We start from the raw sequence: 20085 nt of genomic DNA on the forward strand, positions 1-20085 counted from the left end.
TTCAAGCAAATTCTATGATAGTGCCTGAGGAAGAAATCCACAGCTTCCGAAGGACACAATGGCTCCGCCGCAAACGCCATCCGCTGAACGCGCCCGCAGAAAACAGGTCATCGAAGACCTGCTGAGAGAGGGGTATCACCCCCAGGGGCAGCGCGGCGGCATTGCATCCGCGACGAAGACGGCCGAGCGCCGTGAGAACATCAACTATCCGAACTGGGTCCGCGCCGAAGAGGCGCTGAAGCGCAAGCGCAAAGAGAACTATGCGATCGACTGGTCGCTCTACGTTCCGCCTGCACCCAAGGCTACCGTCACCTCTGGTGGCGAAGAACTGTCCGCCGAAGAACTTGACCCGTTGATCCGGGCCAAGACGCTCTCGGCCGAGGTTACCCAACTCATCACCCAATCGAAATACCCGGTCATCAATCCGGAAGCCGTCATCGTCGACACGCCGATGTTGCGGAGCTGGTCCGCCAAGCACCGCCGCTACGTCGAGAAAGAGGGCAAGCCCCGGACCTGGATGGTCGAGACCCTCCGCGTCGCGCCGTACCGCGACCCCCGCGGCAAGAACTTCATCTTCACGGGTGCGCAGAACGATGCGCTCCTGCACGAGGAGTTCTGGGTCAACCTGAAGGCCTATGCCGCCTACCTCAACGCTGAGATCATCGTCGGTCCTTGGACCTACGAGACTCAGTGGTGGGCGGAGAATGACCCGCAGGCGCGCGAGTACGCTCCCGAGCTGGCTGAGCATCTGTGCTTCGGCCAGATGAAGATCGGCGACAACTTCGTGTTCTGCGGCGAGATGAACACGCTGCCGACCGCGTCGCAGCCGATCTCGGACCTGGTCACGTACAGCCGAGGCCGCTGGGCCGTGTTCCCGCACGCCAAGCGCCAGCTGAAGAGCGTCCCGTCGAATGACCCCAACGTCCAGGCCCACCAGGTCATGACGTCGGGCGCCTGCACGCGGCCGAAGATCATCCCGCGCAAGGCGGGTGTGAAGTCGCTGTTTCACCAGGTGGTGGGCGCGACTGTGGTGCAGTTCGATGAGGACGGCGACGTCTTCTGTCGGCAGATCACGGCTGACGACCACACCGGAGCGTTCCATGACCTCGACGCCTATGTGGCGGACGCTGAGGTGACCACGGGCCATCGGGTCCGCGCGATCACCATGCCGGATCTGCACGTCCGCAAGATGGACCAGGCCAACTGCATGGCCATCTTCGGCTTCGATATGCGGGGCGGCAAGGCGCAGTATCGCAACAGCATGGTCGACGTCCTCGATCCGGAGAACGTCATCGGCCACGACATCTTCGACAACGAGGCGCGGAACCACCACCACGTCCACGACAACGCCTACAGCTACGAGATGGCTTTCCGGGGCCGCGACAGCGTGGAGGAGGAAGTCGACCAGTGTGGTCGCTTCCTGATGACGGCGGTCGGCCTCGGCCTGATCGACCAGCTGCCGATGGTCACGGTCGGCGGCCGGACCTTCGTCGTCGCGGAAGGCAACCACGACATCGCGCTGGAGAAGTACGCCCGAGAAGGCCGGTACCGGAACGACGGACAGAACGTCCGCTTCGGTCTGCAGCTCGAAGACGCATACCTGGACTACGTCGAACGGCGCTCGATCGCCATCGACAATGACCAGCCCGTGCCGCGTTTCTCGCTGCTCGAACACGCCATCCGGATGAAGTATCCGCAGCTCGGCGACAGGGTGGTCTGGTGCCATGACGGCTACAGCCATCTGATCGACAGCATCGAGGTCGGCAACCACGGCTTCCGCGGCGCGAACGGCGCCAAGGGAACGGTGGCAGGCTTCGCGCGGGCAGGGCGCAAGATGTCAATCGGCGACAAGCACAGCCCCGAGATCATGGAGGGCGTGTACGTGGCCGGCGTCATGAACCTGCGCCACGGCTACAACAAGGGTCTGTCGGGCTGGGCGGTCACCGTGATCATCCAGTATCCGGACGGCAAGCGATCGCTGCTGACGATGCAGAAGGGCAAGTGGCGCCCAGGGAAGCGGGTCGTGCGCGTGCCGACGCCGACTTTGCATGTCTGATCATTTGCATGAATGCAAACAGAGGAACAATGCTGCAGGTCTACCTCGCCGGCCCGATCTCAGGTCTGAACTACGACGGTGCCACCGACTGGCGCGAGCAGGCGAAAGACCTGCTCAGCCCGTTCGGGATCAAGACGCTCTCGCCGCTCCGCAACCAGGAGCACATGCGGAAGATCGGCATCTTCACCAACGCCGCCGAGGAGACCGCACGGCTCGAGTCGCCGATGTCGACGCCCAAGGGTCTGACGATCCGCGACCGCTGGGACGCGATGCGCTGCGACGTGCTGCTGGTGAACCTGCTCGGCGCCAAGACCGTGTCGATCGGCACCGTGATGGAGATCGCCTGGGCCGACTCCAAGGGCATCCCGATCGTCGCCGCGATCGAGCCGACCACCAATCCGCACGAGCACGCGATGCTCATGCACTGCATCGGCTACCGCGTCCCCACGCTCTGGGACGCCTGCGATGTGACCAGGCAGCTGCTTGCCTGCTGATTTGCTTGAATTGTAACGAGGAGAGAGAAGACAAATGACGGTAGTTGGACTCGCAGGTTTCGCTCAGTCGGGCAAGACGACGGCGGCGCTGTACCTGGAGAAGAAGTACGGCATCCGCCGCAAGCACATCGCGGAGCCGCTCCGGGCGATGCTCGCCGTGCTGCTGCAGGCGAACGGCATGTCGAGCGAGATGATCTCGCGCTACCTGGAAGGCGACCTCAAGGAGTCCGTGATCCCGGAACTGGGCGTCACCTCGCGCTATGCGCAGATCACGATCGGGACCGAATGGGGCCGCCAGCTGATCAGCCAGGATCTGTGGGCGAACACCTGGGCACGCGGCATCGCTGACGGCGAGTCCGTGATGAACGACTCCGTGCGCTTCCCGAACGAAGCGGAGGCGATCCGCAAGCTCGGCGGCGTCGTCATCATGATCAAGCGTCCGGGCACCAAGCCGGCGAAGTTCAAGTGGGGCTGGATCGGCCGGAAGCTCTACGATTGGTTCGGCGTCCTCTGGGGTGCGCACTCCAGCGAGCGGACCGATCTGCTGCAGCCGGACTACGTGATCCACAACGACTCGAGCGTTGAGCAGCTCTACCTCGATATCGACACCGCCATCCGGGACTGGGAGGAGAAGGGACGCTCCGCCCACACGAAGAAGGTCCAGTTCGGCCTGGCCACGCTGGCGATGAGCCGGATCTGATGGCTGGCTGGAACGCAGACGATCGGGAGCCCCGCCTTGGCTGGGCTCCTGGAGGTTATCTCTGCCGATGTTATGGGGAGGGGTGCAAGGACAAGAGGCCCATCTACAGCGCTAAGTGAGCACCAGCACTACGTTGTTGACCAGGTCGGTTATCATGTCGTCGGCCTGTGATTGGACGAACACAAGAGTCGATGGGTGGGCCGCGCTGTTTCGCCGGTCCAGCTTCCCTTTGAGCACCTTGAAGATGTCGTCGTTGATAAGTCCCGCGCTGCTGCAAATCTCGACAACCTGGCGCTCCTTAAACTCGTCCCGGAAGTCATCGTATTTCGCGACCTGAATATTCTTGAGGGCAGGGAAGCGCTTCGGGATGGTGTTGTTGAATGCCGTGAGCCTATTGGCGTCCTTCAATAACCAGTCCAGCAGATGGGCGTAGGCGAGATTCCACACCATGACGATGCAGGCCCGGTACGCCTCGATGCGGTAGCACTTCAAGGCTTCCTGGAGGAAGGCCCGTTCTTCCACGGTCGGCACCATGGCCGGCAGGTCAGTGAGGAGCTTGCTTATCGCCACCACGCTGTGATGGACGCCATACTTCTTGTCCAGCTCTGACCGGACTGAGCGGGCAAGCTTGTACTTGCCGCGCTCAACGATCAGGTCCTTGGCGTCCGCCAGCCTGGAGAGATAGGTGGCGAGCGATGGAGGATCGTCGATGTGGAGCTTGTTGTAGCATCCCCGGATGTCGGCAGGTCCGAAAAGCTCCTTGCCTCCGTGGACATGAAGCCACCAGGCAAAGAGCTTGATGCGTTCCTTCGGCGCCGCGGTGTTGAACTCGGCAACCTGCTCGACCAGCTCTTGAAGCTGCATCAGTCGCCAGACGCTTCCTTGGCCTTCTGAAGCCCTAGCTGGTTGATTTCGTATTTCCCAGGTTCGGGAGATTCAAAATATTGCTTGAACTTCAACTGACGGAGCGGCTGCGCAAAATCAGGGATGTTGGTAGGCCACCCCAGCAGCCGATAGCAGGAAAAGATATGATCCTGCGTCACGACTGGGGTGTTGCGGTGGTCATGCAGCCACGCTGCAATGGCGAGGTATCGCTTACTATGGTCCTTGAAGGTACCGATTGATGATAGCGGTGGGTCGCTCTCAGTGTCGATTGTGATCATGTTGGGCTTGGGCGCCGCCTTGCGGGGCTTCTTCGTCTTCGGGGCTGCCGGCGTCACATCGACGGCGTCGATCTCCTCCGCCTCGTCCACCACCTCAGGCTCGTCAACGTGCTCGGCGCCATTACCGTTCAACTGCGGAGCCGGCGCGGCGATGCGCTTCGTGACCGTGTTCGGTCCGCGCAAGGCGTTGCTGATGGCCTGGGTGACGGAGTGGATTTGGTCGTCGGCAATTTCCGCATCAACCATGATGAAGCGGATGCGGGAGGTACCGCCCGTCTTACCTGAACTCTTGGCCATACAATTTCCTTGCGAAAGCAGAGCGATCCGGGTGATTCGGTGTGAAGCGGCGTATATTTAGCCACTGGTTGTAGTTCCACGCAAGGAGATGTTGCCATTTTGTTCCAGTTATCCCTCTGAATCCTATGCTACTCGATCGATCCGAAACCGTGGCAATCGCTCTGCATCCGTCATCGTGGTCCGTCATCCGCTCGCGCCTTACCGTCCTTCTTTCCTAGTGCCACTGCAGCCGGGTCCTTGCTCTCGTCCTCGGGCGTAACTTGGTCAGGCTTCTGCCCCGTGCGGTATCCAGCGCCATACGACTTTCGGTCGTAATAGGCGCTTGTCGCTGGAAAAAAGGTTAGACTAATTCGGTTGATACGTGCGACTCGTCACGGTGAGCCCGGTCAGGCCTGGCCGCCACCGCCCCGGCTAAGGAAATCGAAGTTGAGGCGAAACAATGTGAAACTTGAAATGCATCTTGGGGCAGGAACGGTATGAACCCGGTCGAAATCGAAGAGGCGATTTCGGCTCTCGCTGAGCAGCCATTCGACCGCGTAGAATTCCCGTATTCCTTCCTTCAAGCGTTCGGGAACAAGGACACCACGATCCGACGCCTGCGTTCGGGCGTGTCGAACAAGTCCGATCTGGGCGGCGTCCTGCAAACCAACAATATTCACATCGCCGTCTGTCCGGCGGGCGAAGCTACCAAGACTCTTGCCGCGCTGAAGGCCAGTCCGGCGACCGCCAGGGCCAAGGCGCGGTACATCCTCGCCACCGACGGGGAGACGCTCGAAGCCGAGGACCTAGAATCGGACGACGCGCCGGTTGCTTGCGCCTATCGGGACTTGCCGGAGCATTTCGGTTTCTTCTTGCCGCTTGCCGGGATCACCACCGTCAAGCAGGTCCGCGAAAGCTCGTTCGACATCCGCGCCACCAGCCGCATGAACCGGCTCTATGTCGAGCTTCTGAAAGACAATCCCGATTGGGGCGCCGCCGCCCGCCGCCACGACATGAACCACTTCATGGCACGGTTGATCTTCTGCTTCTTCGCCGAGGATACCGGCATTTTCGGCGGCAAGGACCTGTTCACCGACACAGTCGAGCGGATGAGCGCTGGCGACACATCCATCACCCACGAGGTCATCGGCACGTTGTTTCGCGCCATGAACACGAAACAGGAAGATCGTGTTGCCGCCGGCATTCCTCGTTGGGCCGGAGAAAAATTCCCCTATGTGAACGGCGAACTGTTCTCCGGCAGTGTCGACGTGCCCCGCTTCAGCAAGATCGCGCGTTCCTATCTCATCCATATCGGCAAGCTCGACTGGACGAAAATCAACCCCGACATTTTCGGGTCGATGATCCAGGCCGTCGCCGAGGAGGAGGAGCGCGGCGCTCTCGGTATGCACTATACATCCGTGCCGAACATCCTGAAGGTGTTGAACCCGCTGTTCCTGGACGATTTGCGGGCGAAGCTGGAGGAAGCGGGCGACAATGCCCGTATGCTGCTCAACCTGCGCAAGCGCATGGCGAAGATCAGGGTGTTCGATCCGGCCTGCGGCTCGGGGAATTTCCTTGTCATCGCCTACAAGCAGATGCGGGAGATCGAGGCGAAGATCAACGGCCTTCGCGGCGAGGCCGATCGCTCCTCGGAAATCCCGTTGACCAATTTTCGCGGCATCGAACTGCGTGATTTCCCGGCCGAGGTCGCAAGGCTTGCGCTGATCATCGCCGAGTTTCAGTGCGACGTGCTCTACCGCGGCCAGCAACTTGCACTGAACGAGTTTCTGCCGCTGTCGAAGGAGAACTGGATCACTCGTGGAAACGCGCTGCAGATCGACTGGCTGAGCCTTTGCCCGCCGACAGGAACAGGTGTGAAACTGCACGGCGATGACCTGTTCAACACGCCGCTCGATCAGGCTCAGATCGACTTCGAGAACGAGGGCGGGGAGACGTATATCTGCGGAAACCCTCCCTATCGAGGAAGCCAATGGCAAACCGAGGAACAGAAGTCCGACCTCAAAGCGATATTCGACGGACGGACAAAGAATTGGAAATCGCTCGACTATGTTGCGGGCTGGTTCATGAAGGCTGCCGACTACGGGACGCAGACCAGCACTATTGCTGCGTTCGTCTCCACCAATTCCATCTGCCAAGGCCGACAGGTAGAAACTCTCTGGTCGCTGATTTTCAAGACCGGCCATGAAATCGCCTTTGCTCATACCTCTTTCAAATGGGCTAACCTCGCCAGCTACAATGCTGGTGTCACTGTCGCCATCGTCGGCATCTCCAATCACGCTGGGAAAACGCGGCGGCTGTTTTCCGATAGCGCTGATGGAGGCGTGATTTTAAAGGAAGTCGAGCACATCAACGCCTATCTTGTGCCCGGCCCTAACATCGTAGTGGGGCCGGTTGCACGACCACTAAACGAACTGCCTGAAATGAGTTTTGGCAACATGCCCAATGATGGGGGGCATTTGCTGCTTGATTCTGATGAAGCCGCAACTGCGAGCAATCAAGGAGTCCCGTTGACCTTCATCCGCCCATTTGTCGGATCGCAAGAGTTCATCCGAGGGACAGAGCGCCGGTGTATTTGGATAGACGATGGCGACTATCCGGCAGCCAATGAGAACCTTTGGCTGCGTGAACGGTTTGAAGCTGTCCGAGAGCAGCGCGCTGCATCAGGTCGAGCTACTACCCAAGCACTCGCCGCAACGCCATATTGTTTTGGTGAAGTTCGCCAGACCGGCGATGAACGAGTGATCGCCGTCGCCGCCATCAGTTCGGAAAATCGTCCCTATCTGCCGTGCGGACTTCTTCCGCCCGGCACGATTATGTCCAACAAGTGCTACGCCCTATTTGATGCTCCGCTCTGGAACATGGCATTGATCGCATCGCGCCTGCATTGGGTTTGGATTGGAACGATCTGCGTTCGCATGCGCACGGATTTTTCTTACTCCAACACGCTCGGCTGGAACACCTTCCCGGTCCCGACGCTCACCGAGAAGATGAAAGCCGATCTTATCCGCTGCGCCGAGGATATCCTGCTCGCGCGTGAGGCGCACTACCCCGCGACCATTGCAGACCTCTATGACCCAGAGAAGATGCCCGCAGACCTTCAAGCGGCTCATGAGCGCAACGACGAGGTGCTGGAGCGCATCTATATCGGCCGGCGCTTCAAGAACGATACCGAGCGACTCGAAAAGCTGTTCGAGCTTTACACCAAAATGGCCGCTGCGCCGGCAGCGACAAAAAAACGCAAGGCGGGGGCTAACGCGTGACCGACAACAAGACATCCGTACCTTCCGTTTCGGTGTCCTATGCCCGCAACGGCTCGTCGACCAAGGCCAATGCGCTCGGCATGCGGCCGATGCAGGAACGCGCCTATGAGAGGCGCGGCGAACAGTATCTGCTCATCAAATCGCCGCCTGCATCGGGCAAGAGCCGAGCGCTGATGTTCATCGCCCTCGACAAGCTCGCCAACCAAGGGCTCAGCCAAGCGATTATCGTGGTGCCGGAAAAGAGCATCGGCTCGAGCTTCCATGACGAGCCGCTATCAAAATACGGCTTCTTCGCCGACTGGCGCGTCGAACCGAAATGGAATCTCTGCAACGCGCCTGGCTCCGACAATGGCGGCAAGGTCAATTCGCTGGGAGCGTTCCTCGCCAGCGACGACAAGGTGCTCGTGTGTACCCATGCGACCTTCCGCTTCGCCGTCGACAAGTTCGGCGTGGAGGCGTTCGATAACCGGCTGATCGCGGTGGACGAATTCCATCACGTCTCCGCCGATCCGGACAGCAAGCTCGGGCAGCATCTCGGCGCTTTCATCGCCCGCGACAAGGTGCACGTCGTCGCAATGACCGGCTCCTATTTCCGGGGCGACGCCGTACCGGTGCTGAATCCTCAGGACGAGGCGAAGTTCGAACCGGTCACCTACACCTACTATGAGCAGTTGAACGGCTACGAATATCTCAAATCGCTCGACATCGGCTATTTCTTCTATTCAGGCTCCTACACCAGCAAGGGGAGCGCTGAAGAGAAGTCGATTATCGACGTTCTCGATCCGGCCGAGAAGACCATCGTCCACATCCCGAGCGTCAATGCGCGCGAAAGCACGAAGGACAAGATCAAGGAGGTGGAGCACATCATCGAGGCCCTTGGCGAATGGCAGGGGACTGACCCCGTAACCGGCTTCCAGTTGATCAAGACTCCCGATGGGCGGATTTTGAAGATCGCCGATCTGGTCGATGACGATGCGGCCAAGCGGGACAAAGTCTCCGCGGCGCTGAAAGATCCGGCGCAGAAGAATAATCGCGACCATGTCGACATCATCATCGCGCTCGGCATGGCCAAGGAAGGCTTCGACTGGATCTGGTGCGAGCATGCCCTGACGGTCGGTTATCGCTCCAGTCTCACCGAGATCGTCCAGATCATCGGACGCGCCACCCGCGATGCGCCGGGCAAGACTCGCGCCCGTTTCTCCAATCTGATCGCCCAGCCGGACGCTGCCGACGAAGCCGTGAACGAGGCGGTCAACGACACGCTGAAGGCGATCGCCGCCAGCCTTCTCATGGAGCAGGTGCTGGCGCCGCGCTTCAACTTCACGCCGAAGAATCCGCAGAGCGGCCCGGTCGAGGGCTTCAATTACGGCGAAGGCGGCTACGATCCGAACAAGACCAATGTCGGCTTCAACGACCAGACGGGCCAGTTCCAGATCGAGATCAAGGGCCTTGCCGAGCCAAAGAGCGAGGAAGCCAGCCGCATCTGCACGGAGGATTTGAACGAGGTGATCGCTGCCTTTGTCCAGGACAAGACGTCCATCGAGCGCGGGTTGTTCGATGAGGATTTGATACCCGAGGAACTGACCCAGGTCCGGATGGGCAAGATCATCAAGGACAAGTACCCGGAACTCGACGAGGCCGACCAAGAGGCGGTGCGCCAGCACGCCATAGCCGCGCTCAACCTGACCCAGCAGGCCAAGAAGATCGTGCTTGAAGGCGGTGCTGCCGGTAACGGTGAACCATCCGCCAACACCGCGCTGATCGACGGTGTGAAAAAATATGCGCTTAGCGTGACGGAACTCGATATCGACCTTATCGACCGCATCAATCCGTTCGGCGAGGCCTATGCTATCCTCGCCAAGAATATGAACGAGGACAGCCTGAAGCAGGTCCAGGCCGCCATCACCGCCAGACGCACTGCGCTGACCCCGGACGAGGCCCGCGAATTGGCACTCCGTGCGGTCAAGTTCAAGAAGGAGCGCGGCCGGTCGCCATCCATGGACGCCCAGGATCCATGGGAAAAGCGCATGGCCGAAGGCGCCACGGCCTTCATGCGATTCAAGAAGGAAGGTCGCTATGAGTGACCTCGATCTTGACGACCTGGCGGCCGAGCTCGCCGATTTCGCTCCGACAGAGAAGAAGGGCGGGCGTTCGCCGCGCGAGGAACGCATCATCGCCGGCTTCGAGGAGATCCAGCGCTTTGCCGACACGCATAGCCGCGCTCCGCAGCATGGCGAGGATCGAGACATCTTCGAGCGGCTTTATGCCGTCCGCCTCGATCGGCTACGTGCATTAGAAGAATGCCATTCGCTTCTCGTACCTCTCGACACTCAGGGGCTCTTGGCCGGCACGGGCAAGACGCCCGTCACGCCGATGGACGATGATGCGTTGCTGGCCGAACTCGAGGATATGGCGAGCCCGTCCGACATTACCGAGCTTCGCCATGTCCGCACCGCCGCCGACAAGCGCGCGGCCGAGGAAATCGCCAACCGCACGCCCTGCGAGGACTTTGATAACTTCAAGCCCTTGTTCGTTCAGGTGAAGAGAGACCTCGACGCTGGCATACGTCAGACGCGGCGATTCCAGACGATGGCCGAGATCAAGCAGGGCGAGTTTTTCATCGTCGGGGGCCAGATCGCTTATGTCGCGGAAGTCGGCGAGGAATTTGTGACCGAGTACGACCGTCGCGACAGCCGGTTGCGCGTGATTTACGACAACGGTACCGAGAGCGACGTTCTATTGCGCTCGTTGCAACGTGCCCTCCACCGCGATGAGGCGGGCCGGCGCATCACCGACCCCACGGCAGGGCCGCTGTTTTCCGACGAGAGCGAAGACGGCGATTTGGCCAGCGGCACGATCTATGTGCTGCGTAGCAAGTCTGACCATCCGACCGTCGCGGCCCACCGCGACGTGCTGCACAAGATCGGCGTCACCGGCGGCACGGTTGAGACACGCATCGGCGACGCGAAGAACGACGCGACCTTCCTTTTGGCCGACGTGGAGGTAGTCGCCACCTACAAGCTGTCCAATATCAATCGGACGAAGCTCGAAAACCTCATCCATCGCATCTTTGATCCTGCGCGGCTCGATATCGAGATCAAGGATCGCTTCGGTCATCCGGTGATTCCCCGCGAATGGTTTCTCGTGCCTCTCTTCGTCATCAACGAAGCGGTCGATCGAATCAGAGACGGCACCATCACCGATTACCTATACGACCCAAGGACAGCAGCGTTAGTGCGTGTAACTTGAGTTTGATTGATGCCATGCTCGCCAAGTCTGAGATACCGCAGATGAGCTTCTCGGCGATCCAAACTCAAACTGAGATACCAGTGACTAGGGCGAGCCACCACCCGTCTGGCGGCCCTCATATATTGGTTTCCATCTGGCGTGCAGGAAGGTCTCAAGCATGGAGAGGATTGGTTTACCAAATGAGTCGGGAAGCAAAATATTTATGCGATCAGTGTGCTCTTTGATCCAGGTACCTACGAAGTTAGTGTGCAACGGCGCGATGCCAATTTTGCTCGGATATGCCAGAATAGACTTGGCAAGATTGCTGCCTGCGCTATTTGGATTGTAGTGCTGCGACAGATATCTGGGGCCGCTGTTCGGTCCCGCTATGCCAACCTTCAGCGCCCGTCCGTCGAGAAAGAAACAATAAACCGCCATTCGTCCGGTCGGCAAGCCGCTCGGCTTGTGAGGTTTATTGAGAACTTCGACCTTGATCTTGGTTAGGTCGCACTCCGTTCCAGCTAGTGCGCTGACATTGGCGAAATCGCTGAGTGCGGCAGTGGTCATCTCTCCCAAAATCTTCGTCATGGCGATGATGTTTCCCAAGCTTGCAATACTTCAATAATGTCGAAGAATTCCCAAAGCCACTTGGTAACAGTTTTCGCCGAAGCCCACTAGGTGTCGAGCTTGCGGTCCCTGACCACACTTGCCTTCCACCCTTTCTGTACGACGCGCACACGCATCCTTGAGAGACTGCGAGTTCGGCACTATCCTGCGCAGCTCAAGAGGAACGGCAAGGGGGGAAGCGTGGCTGATCCATTCACAATTCGCATTTTCGTTCCGGACGGCAATCCCGAGGGGTTGCGCATCATCGACCGGATGAACTGGACCGGACTCGGCATCGCATTCCCACGCGAAGATTGGCCGAAGATCAAAACACGGGCCGACTTTTCGCGCTCCGGAGTTTATATCCTGATTGGTCGCGTCACTGACGACGATTTGCCAACAATTTACATCGGCCAGGGTGATGTTGTTCGCAACCGAATTGACAGCCATTTTGCCAACAAGGACTTTTGGGGTTCGGCAGCGGTTTTCGTATCTAATGCAACGGGTGGCCTAAACCGCGCTCACGCGACATGGTTGGAGTATGCGCTCATCCAGCGTGCCCAACAAATTGACCAAAGCCATCTCGAAAATGGCGTAGAGCCGCAGGCACCGCAGCTTTCCGAGGCGGAGCGCGCCGACACGCAAGCATTCCTGCGGGAGATGCTGCAAATCCTGCCCTTGATCGGCTTGACTTGCTTCGAACAGCCGAAGGCAGTGGCGTTGCCGAAGGCTCATGCAGACAGTGCCGCTGCACCGCCTGTTTTGGATGAACCGGATACGGTCATCGTTCCGGCTCAACAAGAAGGTTTTGAAAAGGTCTTCGTAGGCCAGAATGCCTGGCATGCAATTCGCATCTCGGGCGGGATGCTGCAAAAGATCAAATACATTGCCGCCTATCAAACGCAGCCTGTATCAGCCATCACGCATATTGCGCCTGTTGAGCGCATCGAACCTTACGGCGAAAATGGAAAGTACAAGTTGGTATTTTCCGAACCCGCAAAGCCAATCGGGCCGATTCCTTTCGGGGGGGCGCCATCCGGAGCGATGCAGGGACCGCGCTATACGACGAGGGCGAAGCTGCTTTCCGCGAAGTCAATCAGCGATCTTGTGGCAAAAGACTAGCGCGCCGTTTGTGGTTGGGCTCGTCTGTTGCGGTTGAATTGGCGTGGCCGCGTCTCGATCTGGGCAAACTGGGCCGTGTTTAGATTCCACGTGAGGATCGAGCAGAGTTGCGCCACCACCGTGATCCTCACCGCTAGCCATTCATGTCGACGAAAAATGGAATAGTAACACTCTTCATAAGCGGTGGATTGTCGATTGTTATTAGGGCCTTCGCGTCAATCACCGAACCAAAGTTCTTCTGCCATGCGGCCGCGAAAAAAGCGTTGGTAAACTGAAATGTAGCATCGGCAGCCGAGCGCACATCGCTCATTAGGCGCTCTTGAACTTTGGCTACATCGCTCTCTTTGATTAATCGGCTAATGCCATGAATTGCCATTAGGTCCGATACGAGGAACAGTGAATTGAAGCCGTACTGCGAAAAATAGAGACGCCACAGATCGTCTGAGTCTGGGTTCTTGTAGGCGTCCTCAATCGCATTGTTCAGGACCTTGTCATTCGGATAGTGAAACGAAAAATTGTTGCGAACGATGGTTAAGACCGAGGGCTCCTGAAACACGGTCTTCAACGCTGAGAGGGCGGCACGTCCTCCATCGTCTAATCGCGAGCCGTAATCTCGTTCCAAACTCTCGTCCAGGTATCGGTCATTGATCAAAACCCAAGTTTCGTGCAAGGCGCCGATCAACAAGCGCAACAACATTTGCGTCTGTGCTGCGGATAAGAGCGTCTCGGCGTCTGAAGGCGGCCTACTATTCATCGAGAAAATCAGTAGCTTCTGTAACATTGAGACGTAGTTCGCCGAGTAACCTAACGACAAGAGAAATCCACGCTCATCAATTGGCATTGCGCGTAGCTTGTCCTTCGGAACGGGAATGTCGTAAACGCGGATATTTGTCATTGATCTAATTCGATGTCGCCGAGGATATGCTTCGCCGGAAGTAAGGCAGCTGGCAAGAATGCTATCATGCACGGGTTCATGTCTTCTTTCGGGCTGCCCTATAGACCTTTGATCAAACTACGTCCCTCACGCGCATCGCTACCCGGCGGCGCGAACACCACGACTCCGCAGCTCCAGAACGCCAGCCCCATGACGCCGCGGCGTCGTCGCGCTCCCCAACAGTTCGACTCGCTTGCCACCATTCAAAGATGTAGAGTGGAGAAGTTTTATCCCAGAAAGAATAACTGCATGATTGATCCGCTTCTGCTTGAACGCGCCAACGACGTTCTTGTGCGTCTTTATGCGTTAGACGAAGCCGTCGCCAATGCGCGCGCTTTTCGAGCTCTCCTTGAGAATTTGCATAGCAGAAATCTCGGAGTGATCAAAGAACCTCATGTCACTACAATTTATATCGCGCGTGCGGGGGTACTTCGGGCCATGATCGGTACAGTCATGGCATGCTTGGATCCCGATGATTGGCGAGGCAATCGCGCCAGCGTTGGCCAGATTCTCAGAATGCTAGAAGATCCGAAATTAGTAAGTTGCTTCCCGGAGCCTGGCTCCTCGGCGCCGCAATGTTCAGTCGCTCTTCAACGAGCAAGACAAGAATATCAAGCGCTGACGCAAAGTGATCTATTCAAGCATCAAAAGCAAATTCGAAATGAAACAGTGGCGCATCTGCTGATCAGTAAGAAGGACACGCCGATACTTCAGTACGATGACATATACGAGCTACATGATGTAGCGGAGCGACTTACTGCCGACCTTTATCGAGCCTGCGATCGGGGGCAACCGAGATTCGTGGAGCATGAGGCAAGTTTGGTAAAGCATGCACAGCTCTTCTGGGATACTTATTTCAGCGGAGTGTCTGCGGCGTCTCACCAAACTTAGAGAGTGCGTGAGCGAACCCATCAGGGATAGGGAATTCAGCTGCGAAATCTCTGGTGTGGATTGTTTGGGACGATGCTGGCCTTCCAGCCCTTCGATTTCAAGTACGCCCGTGCCTGGTCGTTGGTCTTGCCGACGAGAAATTTCAAGATGGGCGCCGCGCGCCGCACCACGCCATCGGTCTCGAAACCGGCGACGAAGTGCGGCGCTACTACTCTGACAAGCTTCATCGGAATCGGCTTATGTGGGAGACACCCAAGCCCTGATGCGGCTGCGGGAATAGATCGCCTCTCTGACACGTCCCCCGTGGTTGCCGCTGATCACGATCGGATCGCCATTCTTGGTGAAGCCGGAGACCACGCCGACATGCCCGCCGCCTCGGCGGCCCATTGTCACGATCGCGCCGACCTGCGGCGTGACGCGTTGGTGGCCTTCCCAGGAGAAAGCCCGATCGTCGACATCCCGTGCTCCGGTGATCTTCCGGAGGAACGCCGAGCACCACAGGGTGCTTCGCACACCGACCTGATGGGCGGTCTCTCCGATGAACTGGCGCGCACGCTCGACCACGCCGGAGCTGTGGCTGAACCCGTGCTGGAACGAGTCAAAGAACGACGGCTCCTCCTGCGCGGCGAGGCGCTCCACGACGCGGTGATGATGGTGATTGTGATGTCTTGGGCGGGCTTCGGCGGCTGAAAAAGACAAAGCGATGATCGCGGCGCCGACGAGCGCCGTGCTCAGGGTTCTCATTTTTGGGATAGCTCCGTTGAAGGTTGGTCAGACCGCGCTGCGTGCGGCGATCCGTTTGCGGTCAGCTTCGACCGCGGCGTAGGTCGGGTGCCGCGTCCACTCGTCGCCATTCACGATGGCGAAGGTCTCCTGCACCCGAGCAGTGAAGAAGCGCGCGGCCTCTCCACCCATGTCTGCGAGAACTTCGTCTCCGCAGATCATTCGGAATTTGAGCTGGGGCTTTTCGCCCTCGGTCTCGATGCGGGTGGCGGCGAACGAGAGTGGTCCGGCCGACACCACGACGATGTTGGTGATCTTCTGAGTCATGCTGCGATCTCCTGCTGCGGGTTGAACTTCGAGGTCTCGTTCCCCCAGGAGTCCCAGCCGGGACGCTGCTCGCGGCTGAAGATGTCTGCCTTCGGATAAGGCCCAGCCATCTTAGTGGCCTCGACGTAGCCCTGCTCAGGCTTGCGTGAGTGCTCGCGGCGCGGTTCGAGGATTACGGAGCGGATGTCGCGTGCGTGGATCTTCGGCTTGCCGATCTTCCCGATCAGGAAGGGTTCGTGGCAGTTGCGGAGCGCGTAGCCGGTACCGAAGGTCGGCTTGCTGCCGTCCTTGACCATCTTCACCCAGACGCCCTGGGTGACATACGTGACGCTCCAGCGGCGGAAGCACTCGCGCGCCTGGTCGTACATCGGCGCTGTGGCGTAGAGCCAAACCCACATGCCGTCGCGATGCGCGAGACGCTCGATGTCCAGCTCGAAGATCTCTTCGAGAGTCATCGTGTCGTAGTGCTGCTCGGCGGACTTGCCTTTGCCTTTGGCCGAGTAGGTCTTGAACGCCCACGGCGGGTCGATCTTCGCGAGCCCGTAGTGATGCTCTTTCAACGGCGCGAGGTTGAACGTCGGCGCCGGCAGGATGGGGAAGGGTCTGATCTGCATTTTCTCGATTTGCATTCAAGCAAACGTCCGGGCACACGTATCCCGTCGATGCTGGTGGTGGTTACTTCGGGAGGTCAGCGAAGGTCTTGTTGATCCGCTCGATGCGCTCGACGTTGCAGCCGTAGCACCACGGACCCCAGTGGGTTTTGCGGCACGACTTGCCGCAACCCGCGCAGCTCGTCAGCTTGCCGACCTTGTAGCGCTCAGGATCGCGCCGCGGCTCATCCTCTGTCGCGGGCATCAGTTCGACACCGCGGCTGCGAGCGCGGCGCGGCCGGCGTCGGTGATGCGGAACTGGTTGCCGTACGACGGGTGCCGCTCCTTCACGAAGTAGCCCAGCGCGGCCAGCTTCGCCGTGGTCTTCTGCTTGAACAGACCCCAGCCACCCGGGCGACCTGCCGCATCCTCCAGAGCTTCGATCTCGCGTTTGTTCATGGTGTCCTCAGCGCGGGGTGACGATGATTTCGATGTCGCGGCCGACGTAGAAGGCGCGCTTGTTCCGGCCAGTCATCGGAACGTTGACGAGGATCTCCATCCACGGCTGCCAGTCGGCGGCACCCACTGCGCGCCCCTGTGCCTGGACCTGCAGCTTGTCGCCTCGGTCTCTCGCCTCCAGTACGTGTGCTTCGATCTTCACTTTTTCTCCTCTCGCCACGTCTTCGCTTCAGCGGTCAGCCGCTTGTCGATGATCTCGTCGTCGTTCTTCGCCGTGATAGCCTGCACCAGCAGGCCGTCTGGCAGCACCGACTGGCACGGCTGCTTCTTGTCCGGTCGCTTGCAGGAGGGCTCAGTGAGCTTCTCGCGGACCACGAACATCTCGCGGTCAGGGCCGAAGCGCTCGATCAGGCCGTCCTTGCCGAGGCGGCCTTCGCGATCGCACTTCGAGCACTTGACCCGAACATAGGGCAGGGGCCAGTCGCCGAGCTTCATTCGGTCTCCTCTGGAGGGATCAGTTCCCAGGCCACGCCGGCTTCATCGTAGAGCTGACCAGCGTCATGCACCGAGGCGGCCCAACGCTCCTTCAGGTGATCAGGCAGCTCGGGAGCGACGACGCGCTTGATGCCCGCCTGGATGACGTGGAGGGAACAGCGTTTGCAGGTGATGAAGGGCCAGGTGTAGAGCGTGTAGCCGTGCAGCGGCTCGCGGGCCGTCAGGATCGCGTTGATCTCGCCATGGATGACCAGGTCGTACTTGACCTCGCGGTTGTGCAGGCGCTCGACTGTGTCGGCGATCCCACGGGGGAAGCCGTTGTAGCCGAAGGAGGCCATGGTCCGGTCCGGACGCACGATCACTGCGCCAACCTTGGTGCTCGGATCCTTGGAGGCTGTGGATACCGCTGCAGCGACCGTGAGGAAGTATCGGTCGAAGAAGACCTGCGGGCGGCGCTCCGGATGGAGAAGGAGTTCCGGGTCGATGGCGTGCGCAACCGAGGTCATCGAACGCCACCGGAGTTTGCAACTCGGGTTGATGCCACAACATTGTTGGCTAATTTAGCGCCGCGGGAAAATGCGGAAACACACCGAAACACGGCAGCAACCAGCGGTCTGGAACCCGGGAACATCGACTCTCCATTTGTTTTATGTTGTTTGCATTAAAGCAAATACGAGGGGGTGGCAAGAGGGGGTGACCACTTTCCTGAGTCTCGTTAACTGTGTCTCATATGTCGCAAATACCTACAGAACACGGGGTTTTGCGATCGTGGGTGGGATTAAGGTTACCGTAGTATAACGGGGAACAGCCGGGCTTGCACTGCGATGCAAATGCTAATAGCAGTTTTGCCATAAGCCGGCCCACCGTGGGTCTGGGAACGAGAAACCTCAAGAACAATGAAAACGTCGTTTGAATACCGCTCCTACGTCGTGAGTTTCGACGGGGCGGCCTACAGGGCTGACACCTATGACGGGGAACCATTCACAATCAGATCCAGGAACATGCTGCGCGTCACTCGGGCGATCGACACGCTCTGGAATGCCCTTGAAGGAAAGATCCCGGCGCCGGCCTGGCTGTCCAGCACCGCGGTGATCGTCGACATCGACGCCGCCACCGAAGCGATGGTCGTCATAGACCGTCCGGCCACCTCCCGGGTGCCAACCTTTCCGATCGCGCCCGTGGCCGCGCCGATCCACGCCGTGGCTTGAGGTGCGCATGATGACCACAATCTATCGGAACTACGACGTCGCCAAGCTCGGCGACACCTTCGTCGGCCAGTCACGGGACGACGAGAGCCTGATGATCTCCAGGAGCCACGCGCGACTTATGGCCGCGATTGACCAGATGTGGGCTGGCCTCGACCGCGGCGTCGTTCCAGCGTGGTTCAGCGGCAGCAGCGCCATCGACCTCGACGCCATCAGTCTCGACGAAGTCACCCCCGAAGCGACTCCATCAGAGACCGATCCGCCAGCGACAAAGCAATGGCGCGTCCCGTATTGGATGTTCGGCCTTGCCGCGTTTGGCGTGTCCGCCCCGATCGCCTTCGCGATGGACTTCCTTCAGATCGACGCTCGGATCGACGTCATGCTTGCTCTTGGGGTCTGTGCCGCCGCGCTCGCGTGGGGTCGGAGCTACGCGCTGATCGTGGCTGTGATCGCCGCCATCATCGTCAACTTCTTCGCGGTTGATCCGCTCCTGACCTTCTCATGGCCGAAATGGAGCGAATTTCTCAACATCGCTGTCGATCTCGGCGCTGCCTTCGCGATCCCCTTGTTCGCTAGGGGTGAAGGGCCGTTTCGACACTCAAGGGAGTGAGCCCGTAAGCCAGGCAGCGCTCCGTCATGTCAAGCGTGCCTTTACCGCCCGGAAAAGCAACGGCGCAATCCGGACGGCCTTCACGTAGCATTTGTTCGTTTCGAAAGGGGCCCGCCGCGGCGTCGTATAATTTGCCGCGTCGGTTTCTTCTCACGACCGCCCCAGGGCGATCGATGTTGTCCCAGTCGGCCGGGTATGGATCGACCGCAACGTTGCGGTCCTCAGCCCACTGGCGAGCCAGCAGATCGGCCCCCGACATTTCCCCCTCAATGATGCAGGTGATCTTCCGGCGCGCATGGACGACGTCGAGAACGCGATACAGCGTGCGTTCGTCGTCATAGTTCCGACCACCGAAAACGACCACGCGGTGGTTCGCCTTCAGCAGGATCGAGTCACCATGGCAGCGGTGCGGCGCGCAGTAGCAGACCAAGTCACAGCCGGCGAGGGACGACACGTCCAGGTCGGGCAGCTGCTCGCACTCGAACCGATTGCAGACCTGATCGCGATCGCCGTCCGTGCCGATGACGAAACGGTTGCCCCACGGGGAGCCGCGGCCGATGTAGACCGCGTTCCGGGGAGTACCCCCGTGGTGCTTGTTGTAGACTCGAGGTGAAGGCATCGTTCCTCAGCGTTTCATGTCACAAACAATCGAGGCGCCGTTCAGCTGGAAGTCTGCGTAGCCCTTCGTGGCGGTGCAGAAATCAAACCCGACGCCATCCTTCTCAGCGTGCCAGCCCGCCTTGGCGCAGTCGGTCTCCTTGATCTTGTAGACAGTTCCCCTCCAGGTCAGGGTGTTCGCTGCGTCATCAACCTTCAGCGGGTACGCCTTCCCATGATCCTTGCAGATATAGTTGTAGGTGTAGGCCTGCGCCTGGCTGGTAATTCCCATGGCGAGCGTGATCAGCAGCAGTTTCTTCATCATCAT

24 protein-coding genes are annotated in these 20085 nt (G+C 59.3%); 10 read left to right on the forward strand and 14 right to left on the reverse strand.

What is annotated here, in order from left to right; genetic code table 11:
• The first annotated feature begins 58 nt into the window (after positions 1-58).
• From QA639_RS21745 to QA639_RS21755, 3 genes are read left to right on the forward strand one after another with little or no spacing between them, the layout of a single operon-like run.
• A complete protein-coding gene (locus QA639_RS21745) occupies positions 59-2056 on the forward strand; it encodes a hypothetical protein (protein ID WP_283087370.1) in 1998 nt (665 codons plus the stop codon).
• 29 nt (positions 2057-2085) lie between these two features.
• Positions 2086-2550 carry a nucleoside 2-deoxyribosyltransferase gene (locus QA639_RS21750; protein WP_283087371.1) on the forward strand — a complete coding sequence of 155 codons (465 nt, stop codon included), beginning with the start codon at positions 2086-2088 and terminating at the stop codon, positions 2548-2550.
• 34 nt (positions 2551-2584) lie between these two features.
• Positions 2585-3250 carry a nucleoside/nucleotide kinase family protein gene (locus tag QA639_RS21755; RefSeq protein ID WP_283087372.1) on the forward strand — a complete coding sequence of 222 codons (666 nt, stop codon included), beginning with the start codon at positions 2585-2587 and terminating at the stop codon, positions 3248-3250.
• Between the two features lie 111 nt (positions 3251-3361).
• Here the strand turns inward: QA639_RS21755 and QA639_RS21760 are convergent, their stop codons facing one another.
• Positions 3362-4114 carry a hypothetical protein gene (locus QA639_RS21760; RefSeq protein WP_283087373.1) on the reverse strand — a complete coding sequence of 251 codons (753 nt, stop codon included), beginning with the start codon at positions 4112-4114 and terminating at the stop codon, positions 3362-3364.
• A complete protein-coding gene (locus tag QA639_RS21765) occupies positions 4114-4710 on the reverse strand; it encodes a hypothetical protein (RefSeq protein WP_283087374.1) in 597 nt (198 codons plus the stop codon). The genes QA639_RS21760 and QA639_RS21765 overlap by 1 nt, the downstream gene beginning before the upstream one ends.
• A 476-nt stretch (positions 4711-5186) precedes the next feature.
• Here QA639_RS21765 and QA639_RS21770 point away from each other — a divergent pair, with 476 nt between their 5' ends.
• The 3 genes from QA639_RS21770 to QA639_RS21780 all read left to right on the forward strand — a co-directional run bounded on the left by QA639_RS21770 (position 5187) and on the right by QA639_RS21780 (position 11219).
• On the forward strand, positions 5187-7970 hold the full coding sequence (locus QA639_RS21770; RefSeq protein ID WP_283087375.1) for a class I SAM-dependent DNA methyltransferase: 2784 nt from the start codon (positions 5187-5189) through the stop codon (positions 7968-7970).
• An 80-nt stretch (positions 7971-8050) separates the two neighbouring features.
• Positions 8051-10054, forward strand: coding sequence for a DEAD/DEAH box helicase (locus QA639_RS21775; RefSeq protein WP_428841183.1), 2004 nt, complete (start codon positions 8051-8053; stop codon positions 10052-10054).
• Positions 10047-11219 carry a GIY-YIG nuclease family protein gene (locus tag QA639_RS21780; protein WP_283087377.1) on the forward strand — a complete coding sequence of 391 codons (1173 nt, stop codon included), beginning with the start codon at positions 10047-10049 and terminating at the stop codon, positions 11217-11219. The genes QA639_RS21775 and QA639_RS21780 overlap by 8 nt, the downstream gene beginning before the upstream one ends.
• Positions 11220-11303: 84 nt before the next feature.
• Here the strand turns inward: QA639_RS21780 and QA639_RS21785 are convergent, their stop codons facing one another.
• Positions 11304-11804, reverse strand: coding sequence for a hypothetical protein (locus tag QA639_RS21785; RefSeq protein WP_283087378.1), 501 nt, complete (start codon positions 11802-11804; stop codon positions 11304-11306).
• A 201-nt stretch (positions 11805-12005) separates the two neighbouring features.
• Here QA639_RS21785 and QA639_RS21790 point away from each other — a divergent pair, with 201 nt between their 5' ends.
• Entirely contained in the window at positions 12006-12926 is a 921-nt protein-coding gene (locus tag QA639_RS21790) for a GIY-YIG nuclease family protein (RefSeq protein ID WP_283087379.1), read from the forward strand.
• A 133-nt stretch (positions 12927-13059) separates the two neighbouring features.
• On the opposite strand, the gene QA639_RS21795 is transcribed toward QA639_RS21790, so the two are convergent.
• Positions 13060-13821 (reverse strand): hypothetical protein, encoded by a 762-nt coding sequence (locus tag QA639_RS21795; protein ID WP_283087380.1) that lies wholly within the window; start codon positions 13819-13821, stop codon positions 13060-13062.
• A gap of 288 nt (positions 13822-14109) precedes the next feature.
• Here QA639_RS21795 and QA639_RS21800 point away from each other — a divergent pair, with 288 nt between their 5' ends.
• A complete protein-coding gene (locus QA639_RS21800; protein ID WP_283087381.1) occupies positions 14110-14751 on the forward strand; it encodes a hypothetical protein in 642 nt (213 codons plus the stop codon).
• Positions 14752-14988: 237 nt separating this feature from the next.
• On the opposite strand, the gene QA639_RS41790 is transcribed toward QA639_RS21800, so the two are convergent.
• The 8 genes from QA639_RS41790 to QA639_RS21840 are packed head-to-tail and all read right to left on the reverse strand — an operon-like array spanning position 14989 to position 17851.
• Positions 14989-15495, reverse strand: coding sequence for a CHAP domain-containing protein (locus QA639_RS41790; RefSeq protein WP_346283697.1), 507 nt, complete (start codon positions 15493-15495; stop codon positions 14989-14991).
• 27 nt (positions 15496-15522) lie between these two features.
• A complete protein-coding gene (locus tag QA639_RS21810) occupies positions 15523-15801 on the reverse strand; it encodes a hypothetical protein (protein ID WP_283087383.1) in 279 nt (92 codons plus the stop codon).
• Positions 15798-16430, reverse strand: coding sequence for an MT-A70 family methyltransferase (locus tag QA639_RS21815; protein WP_283087384.1), 633 nt, complete (start codon positions 16428-16430; stop codon positions 15798-15800). The genes QA639_RS21810 and QA639_RS21815 overlap by 4 nt, the downstream gene beginning before the upstream one ends.
• Before the next feature lie 46 nt (positions 16431-16476).
• Positions 16477-16656, reverse strand: a complete 180-nt coding sequence (locus QA639_RS21820) for a hypothetical protein (protein WP_283087385.1) — start codon at positions 16654-16656, stop codon at positions 16477-16479.
• Positions 16656-16850 carry a hypothetical protein gene (locus QA639_RS21825; RefSeq protein ID WP_283087386.1) on the reverse strand — a complete coding sequence of 65 codons (195 nt, stop codon included), beginning with the start codon at positions 16848-16850 and terminating at the stop codon, positions 16656-16658. Before QA639_RS21825 ends, QA639_RS21820 begins: the two co-directional genes overlap by 1 nt.
• 7 nt (positions 16851-16857) lie before the next feature.
• A complete protein-coding gene (locus QA639_RS21830; protein ID WP_283087387.1) occupies positions 16858-17052 on the reverse strand; it encodes a hypothetical protein in 195 nt (64 codons plus the stop codon).
• Entirely contained in the window at positions 17049-17345 is a 297-nt protein-coding gene (locus tag QA639_RS21835) for a hypothetical protein (RefSeq protein WP_283087388.1), read from the reverse strand. The genes QA639_RS21830 and QA639_RS21835 overlap by 4 nt, the downstream gene beginning before the upstream one ends.
• A complete protein-coding gene (locus QA639_RS21840) occupies positions 17342-17851 on the reverse strand; it encodes a deoxycytidylate deaminase (protein WP_283087389.1) in 510 nt (169 codons plus the stop codon). The genes QA639_RS21835 and QA639_RS21840 overlap by 4 nt, the downstream gene beginning before the upstream one ends.
• Positions 17852-18241: 390 nt before the next feature.
• Between QA639_RS21840 and QA639_RS21845 the strand changes: the two genes are divergently transcribed.
• Together QA639_RS21845 and QA639_RS21850 are read left to right on the forward strand one after the other, a co-directional pair.
• The gene (locus tag QA639_RS21845) at positions 18242-18553 is read left to right on the forward strand and encodes a hypothetical protein (protein WP_283087390.1); all 312 of its coding nucleotides are present in this window, start codon (positions 18242-18244) and stop codon (positions 18551-18553) included.
• A gap of 7 nt (positions 18554-18560) precedes the next feature.
• A complete protein-coding gene (locus QA639_RS21850; RefSeq protein WP_283087391.1) occupies positions 18561-19160 on the forward strand; it encodes a DUF4118 domain-containing protein in 600 nt (199 codons plus the stop codon).
• On the opposite strand, the gene QA639_RS21855 is transcribed toward QA639_RS21850, so the two are convergent.
• Together QA639_RS21855 and QA639_RS21860 are read right to left on the reverse strand one after the other, a co-directional pair.
• Entirely contained in the window at positions 19123-19779 is a 657-nt protein-coding gene (locus QA639_RS21855) for an SLOG family protein (protein ID WP_283087392.1), read from the reverse strand. The two genes, QA639_RS21850 and QA639_RS21855, sit on opposite strands and share 38 nt — an antisense overlap.
• A 6-nt stretch (positions 19780-19785) precedes the next feature.
• Positions 19786-20079: a hypothetical protein gene (locus QA639_RS21860; protein ID WP_283087393.1), complete on the reverse strand. Its 294-nt coding sequence runs from the start codon at positions 20077-20079 to the stop codon at positions 19786-19788.
• Positions 20080-20085 lie beyond the last annotated feature (6 nt).

Origin of the sequence: Bradyrhizobium pachyrhizi (genome assembly GCF_029714545.1) — a bacterium.
GTDB classification, from domain to species: domain Bacteria; phylum Pseudomonadota; class Alphaproteobacteria; order Rhizobiales; family Xanthobacteraceae; genus Bradyrhizobium; species Bradyrhizobium pachyrhizi.